Here is a 21,923-nt window from a genome sequence, read left to right as displayed (position 1 = left end):
TTCCGCGCACCCTGTGACGGCAGGGATCCGCGGGGACCGGGTGTGTTGCAACACCGCCACAAAACCGGGACGCGCCTGCTGCCGTCCCGGCACCCCTGCGTAGGGTGCTGGCAACCGCACTCGAAGACGGTCGCGGGGGAACGCAACGAGAGGGGACAGCGCGTGACGGTCAACATGACCAAGGGTCAGGCCATCAGCCTGCAGAAGAGCGACGGGGGGACCCTGACCGCCGTGCGGATGGGGCTGGGCTGGCAGGCGGCACCGCGTCGCGGCCTGTTCGGTTCGCGCACCCGCGAGATCGACCTGGACGCCTCGGCGGTGCTCTTCGCCGACAAGCAGCCGATCGACGTGGTCTTCTTCCGTCATCTGGTCAGCGACGACGGCTCCGTGCGCCACACCGGCGACAACCTGGTGGGCGGCGCCGGCCAGGGCGGCGACGACGAGGCGATCCTCGTCGACCTGCAGCGGGTCCCCGTGCACATCGACCAGATCGTCTTCACGGTGAACTCCTTCACCGGCCAGACGTTCCAGGAAGTGCAGAACGCCTTCTGCCGCATCGTGGACGAGACGAACGGCCAGGAGCTCGCCCGCTACACGCTCGACGGCGGCGGCCAGTACACCGCGCAGATCATGGCGAAGGTGCACCGGGCCGGCTCCGGCTGGCAGATGACGGCCCTGGGCAACCCGGCCAACGGCAGGACCTTCCAGGACCTGATGCCGGCGATCCTGCCGCACCTGTAATCCGCCCGGCCGCAACCGCGGGCGTCCGCTGGGCCCGTCCGGGGACGTACCCACGGGCCGGGCACCGTATCCGACCGCAGCTCCCGGAGGCACGGCCCCGGGAGCTGCCGCAGCGTCCAGCTGCCGCAGCACGAGGGGGAAACAGGCGATGACGGCCGAGCTGGTCCGGGGGCAGAACCACCTCCTGCCCCACACCCGACTCGAGATCCGGGTGTCGGCCGGCGAACCGGTCATGGCCGGTGCCACGCTCGGCGACCAGGACGGAAGGGTCCACGGCGTCGAGTGGGTCGCCCACCCCGGCGCGCCCGCGCTGCCCGGGCTGGAGGTCTCCCGGCAGGCCGCCGCCGAGCACCGGCTGGCCGTCGACCTGGACGCCCTGCCGGCCGCCGTGCACCGGGTCACGCTGCTCCTCGCCCTCCCCGTGGGCGTCGGCGGCCCCGACCGCTTCGGCGCCCTCCCTGCCCCCTTCGTCGCGGTCACCGGTCTCGACGGCACCGGTGTCGCGCAGTACACCATCACCGGCCTCGACAGCGAGTCCGCCGTCGCGGCTCTGGAGCTCTACCGCCGCCAGGGGGCCTGGAAGGTCCGTGCCGTCGGGCAGGGGTACGCGGGCGGGCTCACCGCCATGCTCGCCGACCAGGGCCTGAGCCAGGCCGCCGAGCTCGCCGGAACCATCCACGAAGCCGTCGCGCACGGCATGAACCGCGCCGTCGCCGCGCCCCCGCCCCGGACCGCCGAAGGCGACCGGGTACGCCGTGGTGCGCCGCTGGCCGCGTCCGGCGTCGGCGCACCGGCGGACGCCACCGCGCCCCCCACCCCTCCCGTCCCGGGCCCCTCGCTGCCGTCCACCGGGCCCGTGCAGCGTCCGGAACAGGTGCCGTCGGACGCGCCCCCGCAGCCGGCGGTGTCCGGCGGACCGGTCGACTACACGCACCCGCGTCGCAGGCCCGCCGCCCCGCCGTCCCCGCCGCCGGCCGCCCCGCCCGGCCGGCCGGCCGCGCCGGTGGCCGGTGACGCGAGCGGCTGGACCATGGACGAGCGCCTGTACAACCAGGTGTGGGGCATGTTCGAGGACCTGGCGCGCACCACCGCCGCCTACCGCAGCGCCGTGGACTTCGCGGAGTCGCGGATGGACCAGGAGCTCGACCGCGTCCTGTCCGACCCGCGCAGCCGCATCGGCACGGCGGGTGACGAGGCCCGCGCCGCGGCCCGGGCCAAGTTCGAGGAGCTGACGGCCCGGGCGCGCGAGGCACTCGACCGCGACCTGGCGCAGCTCACCGCCGAGTCGCAGGTCGTGGAGCCGGCCCTGCCGCCGGCCTTCGCGGGCTGGGACAACCCCGCCTGGCACGCCTACCGCGTCCCCACGGAGGCTCCGATGGCCCTGCGCCTGGGTGACCTCCGGCTGCCGGAGAGCCCCGAGCTGCGCATCCCCATGCTGATGCGGCTGCCGCTGCAGCGCGGCCTGTGGGTGGACAGCGGGCGTTCCGGCTCACAGGCGGCGGCCGGGACGGACGACGCCGAACTCCGCCGGCTCGCCATGGACACGGCCGTGTCCCTGGCCGCGCGGCTCGTCGCGGTCCATCCGGTCGGCGAGTACACGGTCCACGCCGTCGACCCGGCGGGTACGGCGGCCGCCTCGCTGGCGCCGCTGACCGACACCGGCGTCCTGGCGGGGCCCGTGGCGACCGGCGCCGGGGGAGTCGCCGCGGTTCTCGGCCGGCTCACGGAGCGTGTCGACCTGGTGCAGATGGCGGTGCGCGGCGGTGCGGCGGACGCGCTGCCGCCCGGCCTCGACCAGTCGGAGCAGCTGCTGATCGTCAACGACTTCCCGCACGGCTTCGACGACCGCACCGTCAACCAGCTGCGCTACCTCGCCGACGAAGGCCCGGCCGTGGGGGTGCACCTGCTGATGATCGCGGACCGGGAGGACGCCGGCGCCTACGGCCCGGTGCTCGACCCGCTGTGGCGGGCGCTGCTGCGGGTCACGCCCGTCCCCGACGACCACCTCGCCGATCCCTGGGTCGGACACGCCTGGACGTACGAGCCGCCCCGTGTCCCGGAGGGCAGCGACATCCTGCGGCACGTGCTGTCCCAGATCGTGGCAGCGCGCACCAACTGGCGCCGCTGACCTGCCCATTTGGTGTTGTCTTTACCGTCCCCTTTACCTTTCTTTGGTCTTTGCGGTACTGTTCTTTGCGCGGAGGGGAGTACTCCCACCTGCGGCGTGCCCGTCAGTACGGACGGTCGGACAGAGACCGGTCCCGGGGCGCCGGCCCGCGCGGTGCCCGGTGAGAACGACCGGGTGGCCCCGGGTGGAAGAGACCTCCGGCAGCGACGACGCTGATCAGTAGCCGTACGACGCCGGAGGCGCAGTGGACGTTTCGATGACCCTGTGGGTGGCGACCATTCTTGGTCTGTCCGCCCTGATCGCGGTCGACTTCTTCATCGGGCGCAAGCCCCATGACGTGTCGGTCAAGGAAGCCGGAATCTGGACGGTCGTCTGGATCGTTCTCGCCGCCCTGTTCGGCCTGGGCCTGCTGGCCTTCGGCGAGAGCCAGGCGTCCGGCGAGTTCTTCGCCGGCTTCATCACCGAGAAGTCGCTCAGCGTCGACAACCTCTTCGTCTTCGTCCTGATCATGGCGAAGTTCGCGGTGCCGACCCACCTGCAGCAGCGGGTGCTGCTCATCGGTGTGCTGATCGCCCTGGTCCTGCGCGCCATCTTCATCGCCGCCGGTGCCGCGATCATCGCCAACTTCGCGTGGGTCTTCTACCTGTTCGGCGCGTTCCTGATCTACACCGCCTGGAAGCTCATCCAGGAGGCACGGGCCGACGAGCCGGAGGAGGAGTTCGAGGAGAACCGCCTCCTGAAGTCCATCGAGAACCGCTTCGGCGTCGCCGACCGCTACCACGGCACCAAGCTGTTCATCCGCGTCAACGGCAAGCGCGTCATGACCCCGCTGATGGTGGTCATGCTCGCGATCGGCACCACGGACGTCCTGTTCGCCCTGGACTCCATCCCCGCGATCTTCGGCCTCACGCAGGACCCGTACATCGTCTTCACGGCCAATGCCTTCGCGCTGATGGGTCTGCGACAGCTGTACTTCCTCATCGGCGGTCTGCTGAAGAAGCTGGTCCACCTCAGCTACGGCCTGTCGGTGATCCTCGGCTTCATCGGTGTGAAGCTGGTGCTGCACGCCCTGCACGAGTCGGGGGTGCACGTCCCGGAGATCTCGATCCCGTTCTCCCTGGGGTTCATCTGCGCCGTGCTGATCGTCACGACGATCACCAGCCTGATCGCGTCGAGGAAGCAGGCCGAGCGCGAGGCGGCCGAGGCCGCAGGGAAGACCTCGAAGGACAGCATCGGGGCCTGACGGCCCCCGCCGTCCGGAGGGCGGCACCCGGCCGGTGCGGGCTCGCATGGCGACCCGCGCCGGCCGGCGTCCGTCCGCGGCCACGGCCCGTCTCACACGGCCGCCGACTCCTTGACCGGTTCGGCCACCGGCTTGGGCAGGGTCTCCGGGAGCAGGGCGAAACAGGCGAGACTGAGCAGCGCGATGGCTGTCAGATACGTCGCCACACCCCAGGGCGCCCCCGTACCGCCCGCCGTGGCCGCCGTCGCCACGATCGGCGTCAGCGCACCGCCCAGCACCCCCGCCAGGTTGTAACCGACGGCCGCGCCGGTGCACCGCACCCTCGGCTCGTACAGCTCCGGAAGGTACGCCGCGACCACCGCGAACATGGTGATGAACGCGAGCAGCGCGCCCGTGAACCCGAGGAACATCAGCAGCGGCTGCGCCGTGTGCAGCAACGCCACCATCGGGAACATCCACAGTGCCGCGGCCGCGCACCCCGCGAGACACAGCGGCCGCCGCCCGTAGCGGTCGCCCAACATGGCCGCGAACGGCGTCGCCACACCCTTGACGGCCACCGCCGCCATGATGCAGACGAGCATCACCGTACGGCTCACGCCGAGCTGCTCCGTGCCGTACGCCAGCGCCCAGGTGGACACCGCGTAGAAGATCGCGTACCCGACGGCCAGTGCGCCGGCCGTCAGCAGCACCAGCCTCCAGTGGTCGCGGGCCACCTCCACCAACGGGGCGTTCGCCCGCGTGCCGGTCTCCGCCAGGTCACGGAACTGCGGAGTCTCCTCCAGCGAGCTGCGCAGCAGCAGACCGCCGGCGGCCAGCAGCCCGGCCGCCCAGAACGGAACGCGCCACCCCCACTCCCGGAACTGGGCGTCGCTCAGCACGGTCGACAGTGCCAGCATCACCCCGTTCGCGAGCAGGAACCCGACCGCGGGCCCGACCTGGGGAAAGCTGGACCACAGCGCCCGCCGGTGCGCCGGCGCGTGCTCGGCCGTCAGCAGCACCGCTCCGCCCCACTCGCCGCCGAGCCCGAGGCCCTGCAGGAACCGCAGCACGAGCAGGAGGACGGGGGCGGCCACGCCCAGCGTCGCGTACGACGGCACGCAGCCGACCGCGACCGTCGCGGCGCCCGTCAGCAGGAGGGAGGCGAACATGACCGGACGTCGCCCGTACCGATCACCGATGTGTCCGAAAACAACAGACCCGAGCGGGCGTGAAAGAAAACCGATCGCAAAGGTGCCGAACGCCGCCAGAGTGCCGGCGACGGGCGAGAAGGTGGGAAAGAACAGAGGACCCAGGACCAGCGCGGCGGCCGTCCCGTAGACGAAGAAGTCGTAGAACTCGACAGCGGTCCCGGCGAGCGAGGCCGCGGCGAGCCGTCTCATGGACGGTGACCGCCCCGAGGGCGGTGCGGAAGGATTATGACGTGGGCGCATGCCGCGCCAACTACCCGGCGTGCGCGGGGGTTACGGGAGCGCACGGAAGCACACCGATGTGGCGCGTGCGCTCACCAGCCGCGTTCGCGCCACTCCGGCAGATGCGGGCGCTCGTCACCCAGCGTGGTGTCCTTGCCGTGCCCCGGGTAGACCCAGGCTTCGTCGGGCAGCGCGTCGAACAGCTTCGTCTCGACGTCCCGGATCAGGCTGGCGAAGGCGTCGGGGTCCTTGCGCGTGTTGCCGACGCCGCCCGGGAAGAGGCAGTCGCCGGTGAAGACGTGCGGGTGACCGTGCGGGTCGTCGTAGACCAGGACGATCGAGCCGGGGGTGTGCCCCACCATCCGGCGGGCCGTCAGCTCCACCCGGCCCACCCGGATCGTGTCCCCGTCCTCGACGGGTACGTCCGTCGGGACGGGGATGCCCTCGGCGTCGTACCGCCCGGCGTGGGTACGGGCGCCGGTGGCCGCCACCACCTCGCCGAGCGCCTGCCAGTGATCGGGGTGGCGGTGGGTGGTGACGACGGAGGCGATGCCGTCGTCACCGATCAGCCGCAGCAGGGTTCGCGGCTCGTTCGCCGCGTCGATCAGCAGCTGTTCCCCTGTGGTGCGGCAGCGGAGCAGGTAGGCGTTGTTGTCCATCGGCCCGACGGCGACCTTGGAGATGATCAGGTCCGCCAGCTCGTGCACATCGGCGGGCCCGCCGACCTTGACCACTCCGCTGTACGTCATGGCACCAGCCTATAGCGGGGGAAGCGCCGGGAGAGCGGGACCCGAGACATCGAGGGCGGCCCCGTCCCGGCGGCCCGCGAGCCAGCCCAGCAGGTCCGCCGCCGGTCCGGAGACGGTCACCTCGCCGCCGCCGGATCCGCCCGTGCGCCATTCCTGGCCGGCCGTCAGCAGCAGGGTCGGCGGGACGGCCGGGTTGCCGGAGAAGCGGTCGGCGAGGAACGCGATCTCGCGCTCCGTGAACTCCTTCGGCAGGTCTTCGAGCTCGTAGCCGATGCCGAGGTCGACATGGTGCAGCTCCACCTCGACGAGGCGGCGGAAGGGGATCCGGGCGGCCCGGTCGGTCACGCCGTTGCGGAGCTCGACCGTGCGGCTCCAGTCGGCCGGAACCTCGCTCGCGGCCTGGAAGCGGGCCGCACTGTCGCGTACGTCGTCGAGCTGGGCGGCGAGCGGGCGCGGGGCGTCGCGCTCGATGTCGGCGTCGCGCGCCTCGCCGCTGAGGTACATGGGACGGCCCTTGAGGACGTTCACGAGGGCGTCGGCATTGCGTGCCAGGTGGGCGAGGACGTGCCCGCGGGTCCAGCCCGGCAGCCGTGACGGCTCGGCGACGGCCGCGTTGTCGAGAGAGGCGGCTGCACTGAGGAGCCGGTCGGTCGCCTCGCGTACGGAGGCCAGGTCATGCGCGTGGTCGATCATGCTGCTGACCCTAGCGGCGCCACACGATCGGGTGAAGGTGGCAGAGCGCGGCCGTAAATCGAATGCGCGTGCTATACGCTCGGTGGAGGCATCCTTGAATGCAGGCATCCATCCATTTGGCGGCCCCCCGTAGGCTTGAAGAGTCTGGGACGGGGGCTGTGCCCCCGCTTCTCTCAAGAAAGGTGCGGACCGGCGTGGCCGACCGTCTCATCGTCCGTGGCGCGCGAGAGCACAACCTGAAGAACGTCTCGCTCGACCTCCCGCGCGACTCCCTCATCGTCTTCACCGGGCTCTCGGGGTCGGGCAAGTCGTCCCTCGCGTTCGACACGATCTTCGCCGAGGGGCAGCGCCGCTATGTCGAGTCGCTCTCCTCGTACGCCCGGCAGTTCCTCGGCCAGATGGACAAGCCGGACGTCGACTTCATCGAGGGCCTCTCGCCGGCCGTCTCGATCGACCAGAAGTCGACCTCGCGCAACCCCCGCTCCACCGTCGGCACCATCACCGAGGTGTACGACTACCTGCGCCTGCTCTTCGCGCGCATCGGCAAGCCGCACTGCCCCGAGTGCCGCCGCCCCATCTCGCGCCAGTCGCCGCAGGCCATCGTCGACAAGGTGCTGGAGCTGCCCGAGGGCAGCCGTTTCCAGGTGCTCTCGCCACTGGTGCGCGAGCGCAAGGGCGAGTTCGTCGACCTCTTCGCCGACCTCCAGACCAAGGGCTACAGCCGGGCCCGGGTGGACGGGCAGACCATCCACCTCGCCGAGCCGCCGGCCCTGAAGAAGCAGGAGAAGCACACCATCGAGGTGGTCGTCGACCGCCTGACGGTGAAGGACAGCGCCAAGCGCCGGCTCACCGACTCCGTCGAGACCGCGCTGGGGCTGTCCGGCGGCATGGTCGTGCTCGACTTCGTCGACCTCCCCGAGGACGACCCCGAGCGCGAGCGGATGTACTCGGAGCACCTGTACTGCCCGTACGACGACCTGTCCTTCGAGGAGCTGGAGCCCCGCTCCTTCTCCTTCAACTCGCCGTTCGGCGCCTGCCCCGACTGCACCGGCATCGGTACGCGCATGGAGGTCGACCCCGAGCTCATCGTCCCGGACGAGGAGCGCTCCCTCGACGAGGGGGCCATCCACCCGTGGTCGCACGGCCACACCAAGGAGTACTTCGGCCGGCTGATCGGCGGGCTGGCGCAGGCCCTCGGCTTCCGCACCGACATCCCCTGGGCCGGGCTGCCGGCCCGTGCCAAGAAGGCGCTGCTGTACGGCCACCGGACCCAGGTGGAGGTCCGCTACCGCAACCGGTACGGCAGGGAGCGGGCGTACACCACACCGGCCTTCGAGGGGGCCGTTTCCTTCGTCAAGCGGCGGCACAGCGAGGCCGAGAGCGACTCCAGCCGTGAGCGCTTCGAGGGGTACATGCGCGAGGTGCCCTGCCCCACCTGTGAGGGCACCCGCCTCAAGCCGATCGTGCTCGCCGTCACGATCATGGACAAGTCCATCGCCGAGGTCTCGGCGATGTCCATCAGCGAGTGCGCCGAGTTCCTCGGCCGGCTCACGCTGAACGCCCGGGACAAGAAGATCGCCGAGCGGGTGCTGAAGGAGGTCAACGAGCGGCTGCGCTTCCTGGTCGACGTGGGCCTGGACTACCTCTCGCTGAACCGCGCCGCCGGCACCCTCTCCGGCGGCGAGGCCCAGCGCATCCGCCTCGCCACCCAGATCGGCTCCGGCCTGGTGGGCGTGCTGTACGTCCTGGACGAGCCGTCCATCGGCCTCCACCAGCGCGACAACCACCGGCTCATCGAGACGCTGGTACGGCTGCGCGACATGGGCAACACGCTCATCGTCGTCGAGCACGACGAGGACACCATCAAGGTCGCCGACTGGGTCGTGGACATCGGTCCGGGCGCCGGTGAGCACGGCGGCAAGGTCGTCCACTCCGGCCCGTTGAAGCAGCTGCTCAGCAACAAGGAGTCGATGACCGGGCAGTACCTGTCCGGGAAGCGGTCCATCCCGACGCCGGAGGTGCGGCGGCCGGTGGACCCGTCCCGGCGGCTGACGGTGCACGGCGCCCGGGAGAACAACCTGCGGGACATCGACGTCTCCTTCCCGCTCGGCGTCCTCACGGCGGTCACCGGTGTGTCCGGCTCCGGCAAGTCGACCCTGGTCAACGACATCCTGTACACGCACCTGGCACGCGAGCTGAACGGCGCCAGGTCCGTTCCGGGGCGCCACACGCGCGTGGACGGCGACGACCTGGTCGACAAGGTCGTGCACGTCGACCAGTCGCCCATCGGCCGCACCCCGCGGTCCAACCCGGCGACGTACACCGGCGTCTTCGACCACGTGCGCAAGCTGTTCGCCGAGACGATGGAGGCGAAGGTCCGCGGCTACCTGCCGGGACGCTTCTCCTTCAACGTCAAGGGCGGCCGCTGCGAGAACTGCTCGGGCGACGGCACGATCAAGATCGAGATGAACTTCCTCCCGGACGTGTACGTCCCCTGCGAGGTCTGCCACGGGGCGCGCTACAACCGGGAGACCCTGGAGGTCCACTACAAGGGCAAGTCCATCGCCGAGGTGCTGGACATGCCGATCGAGGAGGCCCTGGGCTTCTTCGAGGCCGTCCCGACGATCGCGCGCCATCTGCGGACCCTCACCGAGGTCGGCCTCGGCTACGTCCGGCTGGGCCAGTCGGCGCCGACACTCTCCGGCGGAGAGGCGCAGCGCGTGAAGCTCGCCTCCGAGCTGCAGAAGCGGTCCACGGGCCGGACCGTGTACGTGCTGGACGAGCCCACGACGGGTCTGCACTTCGAGGACATCTCGAAGCTGATCAAGGTGCTGTCCAACCTCGTCGACAAGGGCAACTCGGTGATCGTCATCGAGCACAACCTCGATGTGATCAAGACGGCCGACTGGGTTGTCGACATGGGGCCCGAGGGCGGCAGCGGCGGTGGTCTCGTCGTCGCCGAGGGAACTCCGGAGCAGGTCGCGGCCGTCCCGGCCAGCCACACCGGCAAGTTCCTGCGCGACATCCTCGACGCCGAGCGGATCAGCGACGCGACGCCGACGGTTCCGGCGGCGCGCAAGCGCGCGGCCAAGAAGACCGCGGCGGCGGACGGCGTGGCGCGCAAGACGGCCACGGTCAGGACGACGACGGCGAAGGCGGCCGCGGCCAAGACGTCCACGGCCAAGACCGCCACGGCGAAGAAGACGGCGGCCCGCGCCCGCAAGGCCTGACACGGAGGATCCGGGCGCCCCGACCCGGCGGCTCGACCCGGGCAGGGTCGAGCCGCCGGGTCGGGTCGCGTCGCGTCGGCTGCGTCCTTCGAGGCAGGCTCCGGCCCGTAGGCCTCCGGCGCCGGGCCGTGAGGCCGAGGAAGGCCTCCGGCGGATGAAGGGCTCCGGTCGCGTGCCGGTCCCGGTACGGGTGCCCTCCGGCGGGGCCCTCGGCCGCTTACGGGTGCCCTCCCGCGGGGCCCTCGGCCGCTGGAGGCCTCCCGTCGGACTTCGGACCCGGGGGCCTCCGCGCATGAGGCCACCGCCGGGCGCGGAGGGCCGGAGTCGCCCGGCGAGGGCGCATGTCTCCCGGGCCGCCCGTGGGGTCCGGGTCAGCGGGCGGGGTGCGCGTGCCCCGGTCCACCGGTGGGGTTCACGTCACCCGGCCCAGGCGAAGTGGCCCCGCGCGCCGGACTTGGTTTCGAAGCCGTGGGGCATCTCCGCGTCGGCCCAGCGGGATCCGCTCGGGGCGAGCTCCGCCTCCTCCAGGCCCAGGCCGGTGATGAAGCCACCGCCCCGCAGAGTGAAGCTGGTTCCTCCCGGGTCACGCAGAAGCGTCGAGCGGACGTCGCCCGCGCCCTCCACGGCGAGCGACACGGTGTCGCCGTCCTCGGTCACCTCGATGCGTGCCCGCTGTGTGGGCAGCCAGGCGGAGACGAGGGAATCGATGACTGCCATCGGCCCGCCCTTCCTGCCCTGGAAGATCGACTCCAGCTCGGCGTGCTGGTCGTCGTCCACGCCGTCGTCCAGGGACAGCCGCGCGGTGCCGTCGGCGTCGAACAGCGTCGGCCCCGGCCAGTGGACCGCGAGGACGATCTCACGGTCGTTCAGTGACAGGCCGTCCGAGCTGCCCTCGTGGACGCGGAAGCCCAGCAGGCCGGAACACCATCCCTGGTCCATGATCATCAGGTCCTGCACCCCGAACCAGCAGGGGCAGAACATATTGCAGCTGCATGATTCGTACAGCTGCCCCTTCAGGCTCCACGTCATCCGCTTCTCCTCACTCGCGTGAGCGGATCCCCCCGACCATCGTCATCCCGCGGGCGGCGGACGGACAAGGGCCGGCACGGCGCACCGGGCCGACCCTCAGGACGTCCCTGGATGATCGATTCCAGGGGGTCTCCGGACGCTCGTAAACGGTTTCGTTCCGGCGGATCGGCCTGCGAGAGTGTGGCCCATGAGTGACGTCGTCATCCGTCGGGCCGAGTTCAACGACGCGCCTGCGTTGGCAGCCATGCGCTGGCGGTTCAAGGTGGAGGACGGCGGAGACGAAGTCCCGCAGGACGAAGAGGGGTTCACCGCCGAGTGCGAGCGGTGGCTACGTTCCCGGATGGCGGGGCCGTAGCGTGTCTGGCTCGCTGAAGTGGGCGGCCAGCCGTGTGGTCACGTGTTCGTGTGTCTCGTGGAGAAGGTCCCGAGTCCCTACCCTGGCTCCGACGCCCTCGGTTACGTGACGAACTTCTACGTCACCCCGGAACAGCGCAACCGCGGCCTGGGCAAGGCCCTGCTCGACGTGGTCACCCGCGATGCGCGCACTCACGGCCTGGATACGTTGATCGTGTGGCCGTCCGAGCGCAGTGCGTCGCTGTACCGGCGCTGCGGCTTCGACGTCCCGGACGAGCTTCTCGAACAGCCCGTTGCGCCCGACTGAGCACACCGACCGTGGGCTTCATGCCGCAGATCAGAGGCGCGGAGCGCCTCCCCGGTAGCCCGACTGCAACAAGCGGCTGCGCAAGTCCGTCGATCTGATGGGAGACACGAACTGCTTGGGGCCGCGAGTTCGAACAACGACTCGCCGACCTGGGCATCCGCCTCCTGCGGCCGGCCCGCAAGGGCGAGCCCCAACGGGCTGGATCACCGCTCTTCGAACCACTGCGGCAGGTCATCGAGTCGGTCAACGAGACCTTCGAGGGCCAGCTCGGCCCCGAACGACACCGAGGCCGAACCGCCGACGGGGCAGCAGTCCGAGTCCTGCAACGCATCCTCGCGTTCACCGCCGCCGTCCGGAACGACGACCGCGCTGGCCGGCCGACCATGCGCGCGCTCACCGCCTACGACCACTGAACCCCTTGGAATCGATCATCCAGGCGGGTGCCGTCAGCTCGGACGCGTACGGCGGCTCCGCGCCCGGGCGGGAGCAGGTCAGCGCGGCGGCGCGGGCGGCGAAGGACAGCAGGTCGCGCCAGGCCGGCGCGTCCAGGCTGCCGGTGTCCCGGCCCGCCAGACCGTGCAGCAGCGCCGCGGTCACCGTGTCGCCCGCGCCGATGGTGTCGGCGACCTCCACCGGGACCGCCGGTACGGAGAGGGACACGTCACGCGTCCACACCGACAGACCCCCCGCGCCGCGCGTCATGACCACCGCCGCCGGTCCCTGCGCGAGCCACTCCTCGGGCGAGCCGCCCAGCCACGCGGCGTCCTCCTCGGAGAGCTTCAGCAGCGACACGTACGGCAGCCAGCCCGTGAACCGGGCCCGGTAGGCGTCGGCGTCCGGGATGAGACCGGGCCGGACGTTCGGGTCCAGCACCGTCGGCACCCCGCGCCCGGCCTCGCGCCGCAGCAGCGCCTCGTACGCGCTCGCGCCCGGCTCCAGCGCCAGCGAGCAGGTCCCGAAGGAGATCGCCCGCACAGGCTCGGGCAGCCGCTCCGGGAGCTCGAAGAGCCGGTCGGCGGTGCCCTGCGCGTAGAAGCCGTACCGGGCGGAGCCGTCCGCCGCGACCGTGGCGACGGCCAGCGTCGTCGGCTCGGGGCCGCGCTGGACGAGATCCGTCGCGACGCCCGCCGACCGCAGCCCGTCCAGCAGGGCCTCGCCGAACGCGTCGGTCGAGATCCGTGAGCAGAACACCGTCTCCGCGCCGAGCCGCCCCAGCGCCACAGCGGTGTTGTACGGGCCGCCGCCGCGTCGTGGCACCAGCGCCGGCAGGGGGCCGGCCCCCTCGGCGGCGGACGGCTCCGGGACCAGGTCGATCAGCGATTCTCCGGCGACGACGATCACGGGGCCGAACGTAACCCATCCCGCTCCGGCCAGGACAGACCCCGTGGAAGGCCCTCCGTTCTACGCGGGTATCGTCGGGTTCCGTCACCGACGTCCTCCTTGGAGAGCACCCATGCCCGGCCAGTCGCCCGCCCGCCGTTCCGTGCTGAAAGGCGCCGCCCTCGCCGGAGCCGCCGGACTCGGCGTCGCCGCCTGCTCCACCGAGTCCAAGCTCGGACACGCCGAGAACCCGACGCCGACCGCCCCGGTCGACCTCGGTGCGGCGGACGACGTACCCGTCGGCGGCGCGAAGCTCTACCGCGAGCAGCGCCTGGTCGTGAGCTGCCCCGCCAAGGGCCAGTACAAGGCGTTCAGCGCCCAGTGCACCCACGCGGGCTGCGTGTTCGACAAGGTCGAGGGCGTGGAGGGGAACTGCCCCTGCCACGGCAGCCGCTTCGACGTCACCACCGGCAAGGCGATCAAGGGCCCGGCCACCGCGGCCCTGCCCGAGGTCCCGGTCAAGGTCACCGACGGCAAGCTGGTCGCCGGCCCCGACGCGTAAGCCTGCCGCTGCCGCTCCCGATCCGGTTGCCGTCGGCACCGGCACCGGCACCTGGCCGGCACCATCGCCGGACCGGCGTGGCGCCGGCGTCGGGACCGGCGCCGGACCGCACCCGGCACACCCGCACCGGGGGCGAGCCCAGGGGCCCGGGTCCCGGGAACCGGGCCGCGCCCCGCCCCGGACGGGTCACGCGATCAGTCCCAGTCCCAGTCGATCCCCAGGATCCCCGGCCGCACGCCCTGCTCCACGAAGTGGACCGTGCGATGCCGGCCGCTCAGCGTCAGGTCGCCCCGGGCACCGCGCGGCGCCCCCGCCGACGTCTGGGCGAAGCGCCGGCACCGTACCGGCAGGGCTTCCTCGTGGAACCGCACCTGCAGCACGTACTGCCCGCCCGCGAAGCCGAAGCCGCGCACGTACTCACCGCTCACCCCGCCGGTGCCGTCCTCGAAGCCGTACCCGAAGAGGTACGTCTCACCCGCCCGCAGCCGTGCGTCGAAGAGCAGCTCGGCGACGACGACACCCGTGCCGGGGTGCCGCCGCACCCGCCCGGTCCGGCAGTTCTCGCCCGCGCGCACCACCACCCGCTCCGCGTCGCACCCGGGATCCCCGTGGTGAATGGCGAGGTAGCGGTCGACGCCGTCCCGATGGGCGCGCACCACGTGCTGCGAGTCCCGCCCGACCAGCTCCCGCGCCGCCCCGATCCGCACCCGCTCGTGGTGCCCCACCGTGTGCAGCCCGCCGTCCGCCGGCGACTCCAGCCCCGCGAGGAGCTCCTCGACGGTGCCCGGCACACCGACCAGGTTGCGGTACGAGCGCGTCGCCGGCCGTTCCGCCTCCGACGGACCCCCGGTGGCACCGGCCCCGCCCAGCAGCCGGATCAGCGAGCCGGCCGGCAACCGGAGCAGCTCCTCCAGACCCCTCACGGCCTTCAGGGACTCCGGTCGCTGCGGGCGGCGGGCCCCCTGCTGCCAGTAGCACAGACTCGTCACCCCGACCTTGATGCCGCGGTGCGCGAGGTGGTGCTGCACCCGCTGGAGCGGCAGGCCGCGCACCGCGAGCGCCGTGCGCAGCGCCAGGTGGAACGGGCCGGTGTGCAGGACCTGCGCCAGATCGGCCTCGGTGTGTCCCGGTGGCGCCATGGGGGACTCCTCGGTGAACGTTCACGACGGGGCTGTGCGACACGGCACCGGTGAGGGCGGGCGGGCCGGTGGGGCGGGGCACGCCGTTCACACGCGACCGGAGGGGTTCACAGCGCGATGTCACCCCGCTGAAGCGCGTTGACCTGCCCCCGACAACAGTTCAATGCTCAACAGTAGCGTCCGGACGCGATCCAAGGGGGCATCACCATGCAGGCCCAGCAGAAGACCAACCGGTGCTGGGCCGCCGCCGGCAACACCATCGCCACCTGGTTCGGCCGCGGATTCCCCCAGAACCAGTTCTGCAACGCCGCGCTCGACCGCGGGCGGGGCTCCGACTGCCCCAACTGGCAGGCCACGCTCGGCAACGTGCGACCGGGTCGCGCTGGGAGCCTGCGTCGCACCGGGCTCGTACGTCGACGGCCGGCTGCGCTACTCGACCGTCCAGACCGAGATCAACGCCGACCGCCCGGTCGAGACCCGCATCCAGTGGTCCGGCGGCGGCGGACACATGCACGTCCTGCACGGGTACGACGACTCCCGGAACTGGGTGTACTGGGGCGACCCGTGGCCGTCCAACGACCGCTACAACTGGGCGTCCCACGCCTGGTACGTGGACAACGGCTCCTTCTCGTGGACCCACTCCCTCTACCGGATCGGGGCGTGAACGGCATGCGTCACGTACGAGCCGCCGCCGGCGCCCTGACCACCGTGGCGCTGCTGGGCCTCGCCGCACCCCGGGCCGGCGCGACCGGAGCGGCCGGCACCCCGGACCGCGCGGTCGCCGCTCCCGCCACCCTCGACACGCTCTCCCGCTTCTTCGCCCGGGACGGCGCCGCCGCTGCCGCGCGGGACAGCCGGCCCCGTATCGACGGTCGGGCCGTCCCGGTGCGGGTCCTGTCCCACGACTTCGTGGCGGGGAGGGCGGGCGCCCCGGTCGCCCGGGTCGCGTTCCACGCCGCCACGGCGGTCGCCGCGGACGGCCGGAAGGCGTCCGTCCGGACCGTCCGCCGGGGTACGGCGGGCTGGCAGGTCGTGAACATCGCGACCGGCGACGACGAGGTCCGGTACGCCGCCGAAGGCGCCCGCCGGCTGCCCGGCGGCACCGTCTTCCGCGAGCCCCGGATCGACGCCTGGTACGTCCACCGGGGCACCGAGGTGCTTCCGCTGGACGAGGACGCGATACGCGCGGTCGGGGCGGACGGCACCACGCTCGCCGGGTACCGCCACCGGGTGCGGGCGGCGTACGCGGACAAGCTCCCCGGCTCCCCGTACGCGAAGGAGGGCAGAGCCGGCGGCTACGGCACCTCCGCCGCGCCTCCCGGCACCGCGGGCGCCTCCGGTACCGCACGCGGTACCGCACCCCGGGCTGCCACCGCCTCGGCGGCCGCCGCCCCGGGCAGCCCCTTCCCGGCAGGCCCCGCAGCCGCAGCCGCAGCCGCAGCCGCGGCCGTCGCCACCGCCCTGGTGGGCGCCCGGGCCCGGCGGCGTCACCGCCGTCGACCTTGAGCACCCGCCCGGGCCGGCCCGCGGAGCGTTCCCGTCCCCACCGGGGCGCTCCGCGGGCCCCGGTACGGGCCCGGGACCACACCCGGAGTGTCGGTGGGCGCCAGTAGGGTGTGAAGCATGGCAGACCCCTCCAGCTACCGCCCCAAGCCGGGACAGATCCCCGACTCGCCGGGGGTCTACAAATTCCGCGACGAGCACCGCCGGGTGATCTACGTCGGGAAGGCGAAGTCCCTGCGCCAGCGGCTCGCCAACTACTTCCAGGACCTGGCGGGCCTCCACCCGCGCACGCGCACCATGGTCACCACGGCCGCCTCCGTCGAGTGGACCGTGGTGTCCACGGAGGTCGAGGCGCTCCAGCTGGAGTACTCGTGGATCAAGGAGTTCGACCCGCGGTTCAACGTCAAGTACCGGGACGACAAGAGCTACCCCTACCTCGCCGTCACACTCAATGAGGAGTTCCCGCGCGTACAGGTCATGCGCGGCCAGAAGAAGAAGGGCGTGCGCTACTTCGGGCCGTACGCCCATGCCTGGGCCATCCGCGAGACCGTCGACCTGATGCTGCGCGTCTTCCCGGTGCGCACCTGCTCCGCCGGGGTGTTCAAGAACGCCGAGCGCACCGGCCGCCCCTGCCTGCTCGGCTACATCGGCAAGTGCTCGGCCCCGTGCGTGGGCCGGGTCGGCCCGGAGGAGCACCGCGAACTGGCCGACGAGTTCTGCGACTTCATGGCAGGCCGCACCGGCACCTACCTCCGCCGCCTGGAGAAGGACATGATGCTGGCGGCCGAGGACATGGAGTACGAGAAGGCCGCCCGCCTCCGCGACGACATAGGCGCCCTCAAGCGGGCCATGGAGAAGAACGCCGTCGTCCTCGCCGACGCCACCGATGCCGACCTGATCGCCGTCGCCGAGGACGAGCTGGAAGCCGCGGTGCAGATCTTCCACGTCCGCGGCGGCCGGGTGCGCGGCCAGCGCGGCTGGGTCACCGACAAGGTCGAGGCCGTCGACACGGCCGGCCTCGTCGAGCACGCGCTGCAGCAGCTGTACGGCGACGAGACCGGCGACGCCGTCCCCAAGGAGGTCCTCGTCCCGGCGCTTCCCGAGGACCTGGACGCCGTGACGCAGTGGCTGAGCGGCCGCCGCGGCTCCCAGGTGTCCCTGCGCATCCCGCAGCGCGGCGACAAGAAGGCGCTGATGGAGACGGTGGGGCGCAACGCCCAGCAGGCGCTCGTCCTGCACAAGACCAAGCGCGCCAGCGACCTGACCACCCGCTCCCGCGCCCTGGAGGAGATCGCCGAGGCCCTCGGCCTCGACACGGCTCCGCTGCGCATCGAGTGCTTCGACATCTCGCACCTCCAGGGTGAGGACGTCGTCGCGTCCATGGTCGTCTTCGAGGACGGCCTGCCTCGCAAGAGCGAGTACCGCCGCTTCCAGATCAGGGGCTTCGAGGGCCAGGACGACGTCCGCTCGATGCACGAGGTGATCAGCCGTCGCTTCAAGCGGTACCTCGCCGAGCGCGAGAAGACCGGCGAGTGGGCGGTGGAGGAGGCCGGCGGCCGGGACGGTTCCGGCGCCGCCGACGGCCCGGCCGGCTCCGGTGCGGGCAGCGGCCTCGGCCTGGGCGGCGAGGTCCTGGCCGGCCCGGCCGAGGAGAACGGCCGGCCCAAGAAGTTCGCCTACCCGCCGCAGCTCGTGGTGGTCGACGGCGGCCGGCCGCAGGTCGCGGCCGCCCGGCGCGCCCTGGACGAGCTCGGCATCGACGACGTCGCTGTCTGCGGCCTCGCCAAGCGGCTGGAGGAGGTCTGGCTGCCGGACGAGGAGGACCCGGTGGTGCTGCCCCGCACCAGCGAGGGCCTGTACCTCCTGCAGCGCGTCCGGGACACGGCGCACGACTTCGCGATCCGCTACCAGCGCAGCAAGCGCACCAAGCGCATCCGGACCAGCCCGCTGGACGCCGTCCCCGGGCTCGGCGACACCCGGAAGCAGGCGCTGATCAAGCACTTCGGCTCGGTGAAACGGCTGAGGCAGGCGACAATCGAGCAGATCTGCGAGGTTCCGGGCCTCGGCCGGAAGACCGCCGAAGCCGTGGCCATCGCCCTCGCCCAGGCCGCTCCGGCCGCTCCCGCCGTGAACACGGCGACAGGAGAGATCATTGAAGAGGACGACGGGGGTACCAGCCATGATTGATCACGACCCAGCGGCAGAGCCGGCACGAGACCGAGAAGACGGAGCAGCACACGTGAGTACGGGCACGACGATCGAAGCCGGCGAGGCCGCGGAGGCGGCCATCCCCGAGCTGGTGATCATCTCCGGCATGTCCGGCGCCGGGCGCAGCACCGCCGCCAAGTGTCTGGAGGACCTCGGCTGGTTCGTCGTGGACAACCTGCCGCCCGCGCTGATCCCCACCATGGTGGAGCTCGGCGCCCGCTCCCAGGGCAACGTCGCGCGCATCGCCGTCGTCGTCGACGTACGCGGCCGCCAGTTCTTCGAGAGCCTGCGCGAGTCCCTTGCCGACCTCGACGCCAAGCAGGTCACGCGCCGGATCGTCTTCCTGGAGTCGTCCGACGAGGCGCTCGTCCGCCGCTTCGAGTCGGTGCGCCGCCCGCACCCGCTCCAGGGCGACGGCCGCATCGTCGACGGCATCGCCGCCGAGCGCGACCTGCTCCGCGAGCTGCGCGGTGACGCCGACCTGGTGATCGACACCTCCAGCCTCAACGTCCACGAGCTGCGCGCCAAGATGGACGCCCAGTTCGCGGGCGACGAGGAGCCGGAGCTGCGCGCCACCGTCATGTCGTTCGGGTACAAGTACGGCCTGCCGGTCGACGCCGACCTGGTGGTGGACTGCCGCTTCCTGCCCAACCCGCACTGGGTGCCCGAGCTGCGCCCGTACACCGGTCTCAACGAAGAGGTGTCGGGGTACGTCTTCAACCAGCCGGGAGCCAAGGAGTTCCTGGACCGCTACACCGAGCTGCTCCAGCTGATCTCCGCCGGCTACCGCCGCGAGGGGAAGCGGTACGTCACCATCGCGGTCGGCTGCACCGGCGGGAAGCACCGCTCCGTGGCCATGTCCGAGAAGGTCGCCGCCCGGCTCGCCGCCGCGGGAGTCGAGACCGTCGTCGTCCACCGGGACATGGGGCGCGAGTGAAGCCGTACCGCCGGCGTACGAGCACCCTGCCGGTCCGTACGCTCCGCAGACGCGGTGCGCAGCCCAAGGTCGTCGCCCTCGGCGGCGGCATGGGCCTGTCCGCGTCCCTCGCCGCGCTGCGCCGCATCACCGGCGACCTGACCGCTGTGGTCACGGTCGCCGACGACGGCGGTTCCAGCGGCCGGCTCCGCGAGGAGCTGGGCGTGCTGCCGCCCGGGGACCTGCGCAAGGCCCTGGCCGCGCTGTGCGGCGACGACGACTGGGGCCAGACGTGGGCCCGCGTCATCCAGCACCGTTTCCAGTCCCAGGGCGAGCTGCACGAGCACGCGGTCGGCAACCTGCTGATCGTCGCCCTGTGGGAGCAGCTCGGCGACCACGTCCAGGCCCTGGACCTGGTCGGCAGGCTGCTCGGCGCGCACGGCCGCGTGCTGCCCATGTCGGCCGTTCCGCTGGAGCTGCAGGCCCTGGTCAAGGGGCACGACCCGGCGCGTCCGGACGACGTCGACCTGGTGCGGGGACAGGCGACCGTGGCGCTCACGCCCGGCGAGGTGCAGTCGGTGCACCTGGTGCCGAACGATCCGCCCGCCGTGCCCGAGGCGGTCGCCGCCGTGCTGGACGCCGACTGGGTCGTCCTCGGGCCGGGCTCGTGGTTCTCGTCGGTGATACCGCACCTGCTGGTGCCCGAGCTGCTCGACGCCCTGATCGAGACCAAGGCCCGGCGGGTCCTCTCGCTCAACCTCGCGCCGCAGCCCGGGGAAACCGAAGGCTTCTCCCCGCAGCGTCATTTGGAGGTTTTGGGACGACACGCCCCTAAACTCGCCCTGGACGTGGTGCTGGCCGACGAGGCCGCCGTACCCGACCGCGAGTCCCTCGCAGATGCCGCCCAGCGGCTCGGTGCCGCGGTCGAGCTGGCCCCGGTGGCCAGGAAGGACGGCTTGCCGAAGCACGACCCGGAGCTGTTGGCCGCCGCGTACGACCGTATTTTTCGGATGCATGGAAGGATCGGCCCATGGCGATGACGGCAGCGGTGAAGGACGAAATCTCCCGGCTTCCCGTCACCCGGACCTGCTGCAGAAAGGCGGAGGTCTCGTCGATCCTGCGGTTCGCGGGCGGACTGCACCTGGTCAGCGGGCGGATCGTGATCGAGGCGGAGCTGGACACCGCGATGGCGGCGCGCCGCCTGAAGCGGGACATCGCCGAGATCTTCGGCCACGGTTCCGAGCTGATCGTGATGGCGCCCGGCGGTCTGCGGCGCGGCTCGCGGTTCGTCGTACGGGTGGTGGCCGGCGGCGACCAGCTGGCCCGCCAGACGGGGCTCGTCGACGGCCGCGGCCGTCCCATCCGGGGCCTGCCGCCGCAGGTGGTGTCCGGGGCGACCTGTGACGCGGAGGCGGCGTGGCGCGGCGCCTTCCTGGCGCACGGCTCGCTGACCGAGCCGGGCCGCTCCTCCTCGCTGGAGGTCACCTGCCCGGGCCCGGAGGCCGCCCTCGCGCTGGTCGGCGCCGCCCGCCGGCTGTCCATCGCCGCCAAGGCCCGCGAGGTCCGCGGTGTGGACCGCGTGGTGGTACGGGACGGTGACGCGATCGGCGCGCTGCTGACCCGGCTCGGGGCGCACGAGTCCGTGCTGGCCTGGGAGGAGCGGCGGATGCGCCGCGAGGTCCGCGCCACCGCGAACCGCCTGGCCAACTTCGACGACGCCAACCTGCGCCGCTCCGCGCGCGCGGCCGTCGCCGCCGGTGCCCGGGTGCAGCGCGCCCTGGAGATCCTCGGCGACGAGGTGCCCGAGCACCTCGCGGCGGCGGGGCGGCTGCGCATGGAGCACAAGCAGGCCTCGCTGGAGGAACTGGGCGCTCTCGCGGACCCGCCGCTGACCAAGGACGCGGTCGCCGGCCGTATCCGCCGCCTGCTGGCCATGGCCGACAAGCGGGCCCAGGACCTGGGCATCCCGGGTACCGAGTCCAACCTGACCGAGGAGATGGCCGACGGCCTGGTCGGCTGACCGGACCTCGTCCGCACACCGCTTCGTCCTCACCGCTCGGTCGGCCTCCGCGGCGGCCGAGGCGGTGCCGACGGTGGGTTCCCCCCCCGCGTCCGACGGCGGGGGAGGCACCACCGCCCGCTTCCTCGTTCCGCGGCACCTCCACGCTCCCCCTGCCCCCGGCGGGGGCCCCGTCCTTTCGGCGCCACCGCGCGACCCTCCGGCCCACTCGCGGACTGCCGGCGCCCCGCCACGGGGCGCCGGCAGTCCGCGTCTCCCGTCCCGGCGGTGCCGCCTCCCACCGCGCACCCGGCGCCCAGCCGCTCCCCGGCCGCGCCGTGCCAGGCGGTATTGACATGATCATGGAGTGTCATGAGCCTGGCATCTGTTCAC

18 protein-coding genes and 2 pseudogenes are annotated in these 21,923 nt (G+C 72.3%); 14 read left to right on the top strand and 6 right to left on the bottom strand.

All coding sequences use genetic code 11. The features are described from left to right. Positions 1-162: 162 nt before the first annotated feature. The 3 genes from IH00_RS0112360 (at position 163) to IH00_RS0112350 (ending at position 4,112) form a co-directional block, all read left to right on the top strand. Positions 163-741 (top strand): TerD family protein, encoded by a 579-nt coding sequence (locus IH00_RS0112360; protein WP_031072685.1) that lies wholly within the window; start codon positions 163-165, stop codon positions 739-741. A gap of 148 nt (positions 742-889) precedes the next feature. Then, positions 890-2,869: a TerD family protein gene (locus IH00_RS0112355; RefSeq protein WP_031072683.1), complete on the top strand. Its 1,980-nt coding sequence runs from the start codon at positions 890-892 to the stop codon at positions 2,867-2,869. A 244-nt stretch (positions 2,870-3,113) separates the two neighbouring features. Beyond that, complete coding sequence (locus tag IH00_RS0112350; RefSeq protein ID WP_031072681.1) at positions 3,114-4,112, top strand: TerC/Alx family metal homeostasis membrane protein; 999 nt, start codon at positions 3,114-3,116, stop codon at positions 4,110-4,112. Positions 4,113-4,204: 92 nt separating this feature from the next. Here the strand turns inward: IH00_RS0112350 and IH00_RS0112345 are convergent, their stop codons facing one another. From IH00_RS0112345 to IH00_RS0112335, 3 genes are all read right to left on the bottom strand, one after another. After that, entirely contained in the window at positions 4,205-5,491 is a 1,287-nt protein-coding gene (locus IH00_RS0112345; RefSeq protein WP_031072679.1) for an MFS transporter, read from the bottom strand. A gap of 122 nt (positions 5,492-5,613) precedes the next feature. Further along, complete coding sequence (locus IH00_RS0112340) at positions 5,614-6,270, bottom strand: MBL fold metallo-hydrolase (protein WP_031072677.1); 657 nt, start codon at positions 6,268-6,270, stop codon at positions 5,614-5,616. Positions 6,271-6,279: 9 nt separating this feature from the next. After that, positions 6,280-6,963 (bottom strand): maleylpyruvate isomerase family mycothiol-dependent enzyme, encoded by a 684-nt coding sequence (locus IH00_RS0112335; RefSeq protein WP_031072676.1) that lies wholly within the window; start codon positions 6,961-6,963, stop codon positions 6,280-6,282. 194 nt (positions 6,964-7,157) lie between these two features. Here IH00_RS0112335 and uvrA point away from each other — a divergent pair, with 194 nt between their 5' ends. Then, on the top strand, positions 7,158-10,193 hold the full coding sequence (gene uvrA / locus IH00_RS0112330) for an excinuclease ABC subunit UvrA (protein WP_031072674.1): 3,036 nt from the start codon (positions 7,158-7,160) through the stop codon (positions 10,191-10,193). A 417-nt stretch (positions 10,194-10,610) separates the two neighbouring features. Here the strand turns inward: uvrA and IH00_RS0112325 are convergent, their stop codons facing one another. Then, positions 10,611-11,222, bottom strand: a complete 612-nt coding sequence (locus tag IH00_RS0112325) for a DUF1326 domain-containing protein (RefSeq protein ID WP_031072672.1) — start codon at positions 11,220-11,222, stop codon at positions 10,611-10,613. Positions 11,223-11,409: 187 nt separating this feature from the next. Between IH00_RS0112325 and IH00_RS43995 the strand changes: the two genes are divergently transcribed. The 3 genes and pseudogenes from IH00_RS43995 to IH00_RS45410 form a co-directional block, all read left to right on the top strand. Continuing rightward, entirely contained in the window at positions 11,410-11,577 is a 168-nt protein-coding gene (locus tag IH00_RS43995; protein ID WP_234334835.1) for a hypothetical protein, read from the top strand. A gap of 18 nt (positions 11,578-11,595) precedes the next feature. Beyond that, on the top strand, positions 11,596-11,883 hold the full coding sequence (locus IH00_RS43990; RefSeq protein WP_324615783.1) for a GNAT family N-acetyltransferase: 288 nt from the start codon (positions 11,596-11,598) through the stop codon (positions 11,881-11,883). A gap of 116 nt (positions 11,884-11,999) precedes the next feature. Next, positions 12,000-12,296: pseudogene (locus IH00_RS45410) on the top strand (IS982 family transposase); the annotation flags it as partial. Here IH00_RS45410 and IH00_RS0112310 read toward each other — a convergent pair. Beyond that, positions 12,277-13,224 carry a carbohydrate kinase family protein gene (locus IH00_RS0112310; RefSeq protein WP_052411342.1) on the bottom strand — a complete coding sequence of 316 codons (948 nt, stop codon included), beginning with the start codon at positions 13,222-13,224 and terminating at the stop codon, positions 12,277-12,279. The pseudogene IH00_RS45410 and the gene IH00_RS0112310 overlap by 20 nt on opposite strands. A 112-nt stretch (positions 13,225-13,336) precedes the next feature. On the opposite strand from IH00_RS0112310, the gene IH00_RS0112305 reads away from it, so the two are divergent. After that, positions 13,337-13,765, top strand: a complete 429-nt coding sequence (locus IH00_RS0112305; RefSeq protein ID WP_031072666.1) for a Rieske (2Fe-2S) protein — start codon at positions 13,337-13,339, stop codon at positions 13,763-13,765. Positions 13,766-13,959: 194 nt separating this feature from the next. Here the strand turns inward: IH00_RS0112305 and IH00_RS0112300 are convergent, their stop codons facing one another. Beyond that, positions 13,960-14,904, bottom strand: coding sequence for a hypothetical protein (locus IH00_RS0112300; protein ID WP_031072663.1), 945 nt, complete (start codon positions 14,902-14,904; stop codon positions 13,960-13,962). Between the two features lie 201 nt (positions 14,905-15,105). On the opposite strand from IH00_RS0112300, the pseudogene IH00_RS37260 reads away from it, so the two are divergent. The 6 genes and pseudogenes from IH00_RS37260 to whiA all read left to right on the top strand — a co-directional run. Continuing rightward, a pseudogene (locus IH00_RS37260) lies at positions 15,106-15,568 on the top strand (papain-like cysteine protease family protein); the annotation flags it as partial. Positions 15,569-15,573: 5 nt separating this feature from the next. Continuing rightward, positions 15,574-16,410 carry a hypothetical protein gene (locus IH00_RS0112290; RefSeq protein WP_078887714.1) on the top strand — a complete coding sequence of 279 codons (837 nt, stop codon included), beginning with the start codon at positions 15,574-15,576 and terminating at the stop codon, positions 16,408-16,410. A gap of 117 nt (positions 16,411-16,527) precedes the next feature. Further along, complete coding sequence (uvrC, locus tag IH00_RS0112285; RefSeq protein WP_031072658.1) at positions 16,528-18,594, top strand: excinuclease ABC subunit UvrC; 2,067 nt, start codon at positions 16,528-16,530, stop codon at positions 18,592-18,594. Continuing rightward, positions 18,587-19,552: an RNase adapter RapZ gene (gene rapZ, locus IH00_RS0112280; RefSeq protein ID WP_078887705.1), complete on the top strand. Its 966-nt coding sequence runs from the start codon at positions 18,587-18,589 to the stop codon at positions 19,550-19,552. Before uvrC ends, rapZ begins: the two co-directional genes overlap by 8 nt. Further along, on the top strand, positions 19,549-20,571 hold the full coding sequence (locus IH00_RS0112275; RefSeq protein WP_031072655.1) for a gluconeogenesis factor YvcK family protein: 1,023 nt from the start codon (positions 19,549-19,551) through the stop codon (positions 20,569-20,571). The genes rapZ and IH00_RS0112275 overlap by 4 nt, the downstream gene beginning before the upstream one ends. Continuing rightward, positions 20,562-21,551 (top strand): DNA-binding protein WhiA, encoded by a 990-nt coding sequence (gene whiA, locus IH00_RS0112270; RefSeq protein WP_031072652.1) that lies wholly within the window; start codon positions 20,562-20,564, stop codon positions 21,549-21,551. The genes IH00_RS0112275 and whiA overlap by 10 nt, the downstream gene beginning before the upstream one ends. Positions 21,552-21,923 lie beyond the last annotated feature (372 nt).

Source organism: Streptomyces sp. NRRL S-118, assembly GCF_000716335.1.
In the GTDB taxonomy this organism is placed as follows: domain Bacteria; phylum Actinomycetota; class Actinomycetes; order Streptomycetales; family Streptomycetaceae; genus Streptomyces.
This window is presented reverse-complemented; position numbering and strand designations above follow the sequence as displayed.

Coding starts and splice junctions, on each gene's coding strand:
- IH00_RS0112290 (WP_078887714.1), top strand. CDS start 15,574: ATGCGTCACGTACGAGCCGCCGCCGGCGCCCTGACCACCGTGGCGCTG.
- IH00_RS0112345 (WP_031072679.1), bottom strand. CDS start 5,491: ATGAGACGGCTCGCCGCGGCCTCGCTCGCCGGGACCGCTGTCGAGTTC.
- rapZ (WP_078887705.1), top strand. CDS start 18,587: ATGATTGATCACGACCCAGCGGCAGAGCCGGCACGAGACCGAGAAGAC.
- whiA (WP_031072652.1), top strand. CDS start 20,562: ATGGCGATGACGGCAGCGGTGAAGGACGAAATCTCCCGGCTTCCCGTC.
- IH00_RS0112305 (WP_031072666.1), top strand. CDS start 13,337: ATGCCCGGCCAGTCGCCCGCCCGCCGTTCCGTGCTGAAAGGCGCCGCC.
- IH00_RS0112325 (WP_031072672.1), bottom strand. CDS start 11,222: ATGACGTGGAGCCTGAAGGGGCAGCTGTACGAATCATGCAGCTGCAAT.
- IH00_RS43995 (WP_234334835.1), top strand. CDS start 11,410: ATGAGTGACGTCGTCATCCGTCGGGCCGAGTTCAACGACGCGCCTGCG.
- IH00_RS0112300 (WP_031072663.1), bottom strand. CDS start 14,904: ATGGCGCCACCGGGACACACCGAGGCCGATCTGGCGCAGGTCCTGCAC.
- IH00_RS0112335 (WP_031072676.1), bottom strand. CDS start 6,963: ATGATCGACCACGCGCATGACCTGGCCTCCGTACGCGAGGCGACCGAC.
- uvrC (WP_031072658.1), top strand. CDS start 16,528: ATGGCAGACCCCTCCAGCTACCGCCCCAAGCCGGGACAGATCCCCGAC.
- IH00_RS0112340 (WP_031072677.1), bottom strand. CDS start 6,270: ATGACGTACAGCGGAGTGGTCAAGGTCGGCGGGCCCGCCGATGTGCAC.
- IH00_RS0112355 (WP_031072683.1), top strand. CDS start 890: ATGACGGCCGAGCTGGTCCGGGGGCAGAACCACCTCCTGCCCCACACC.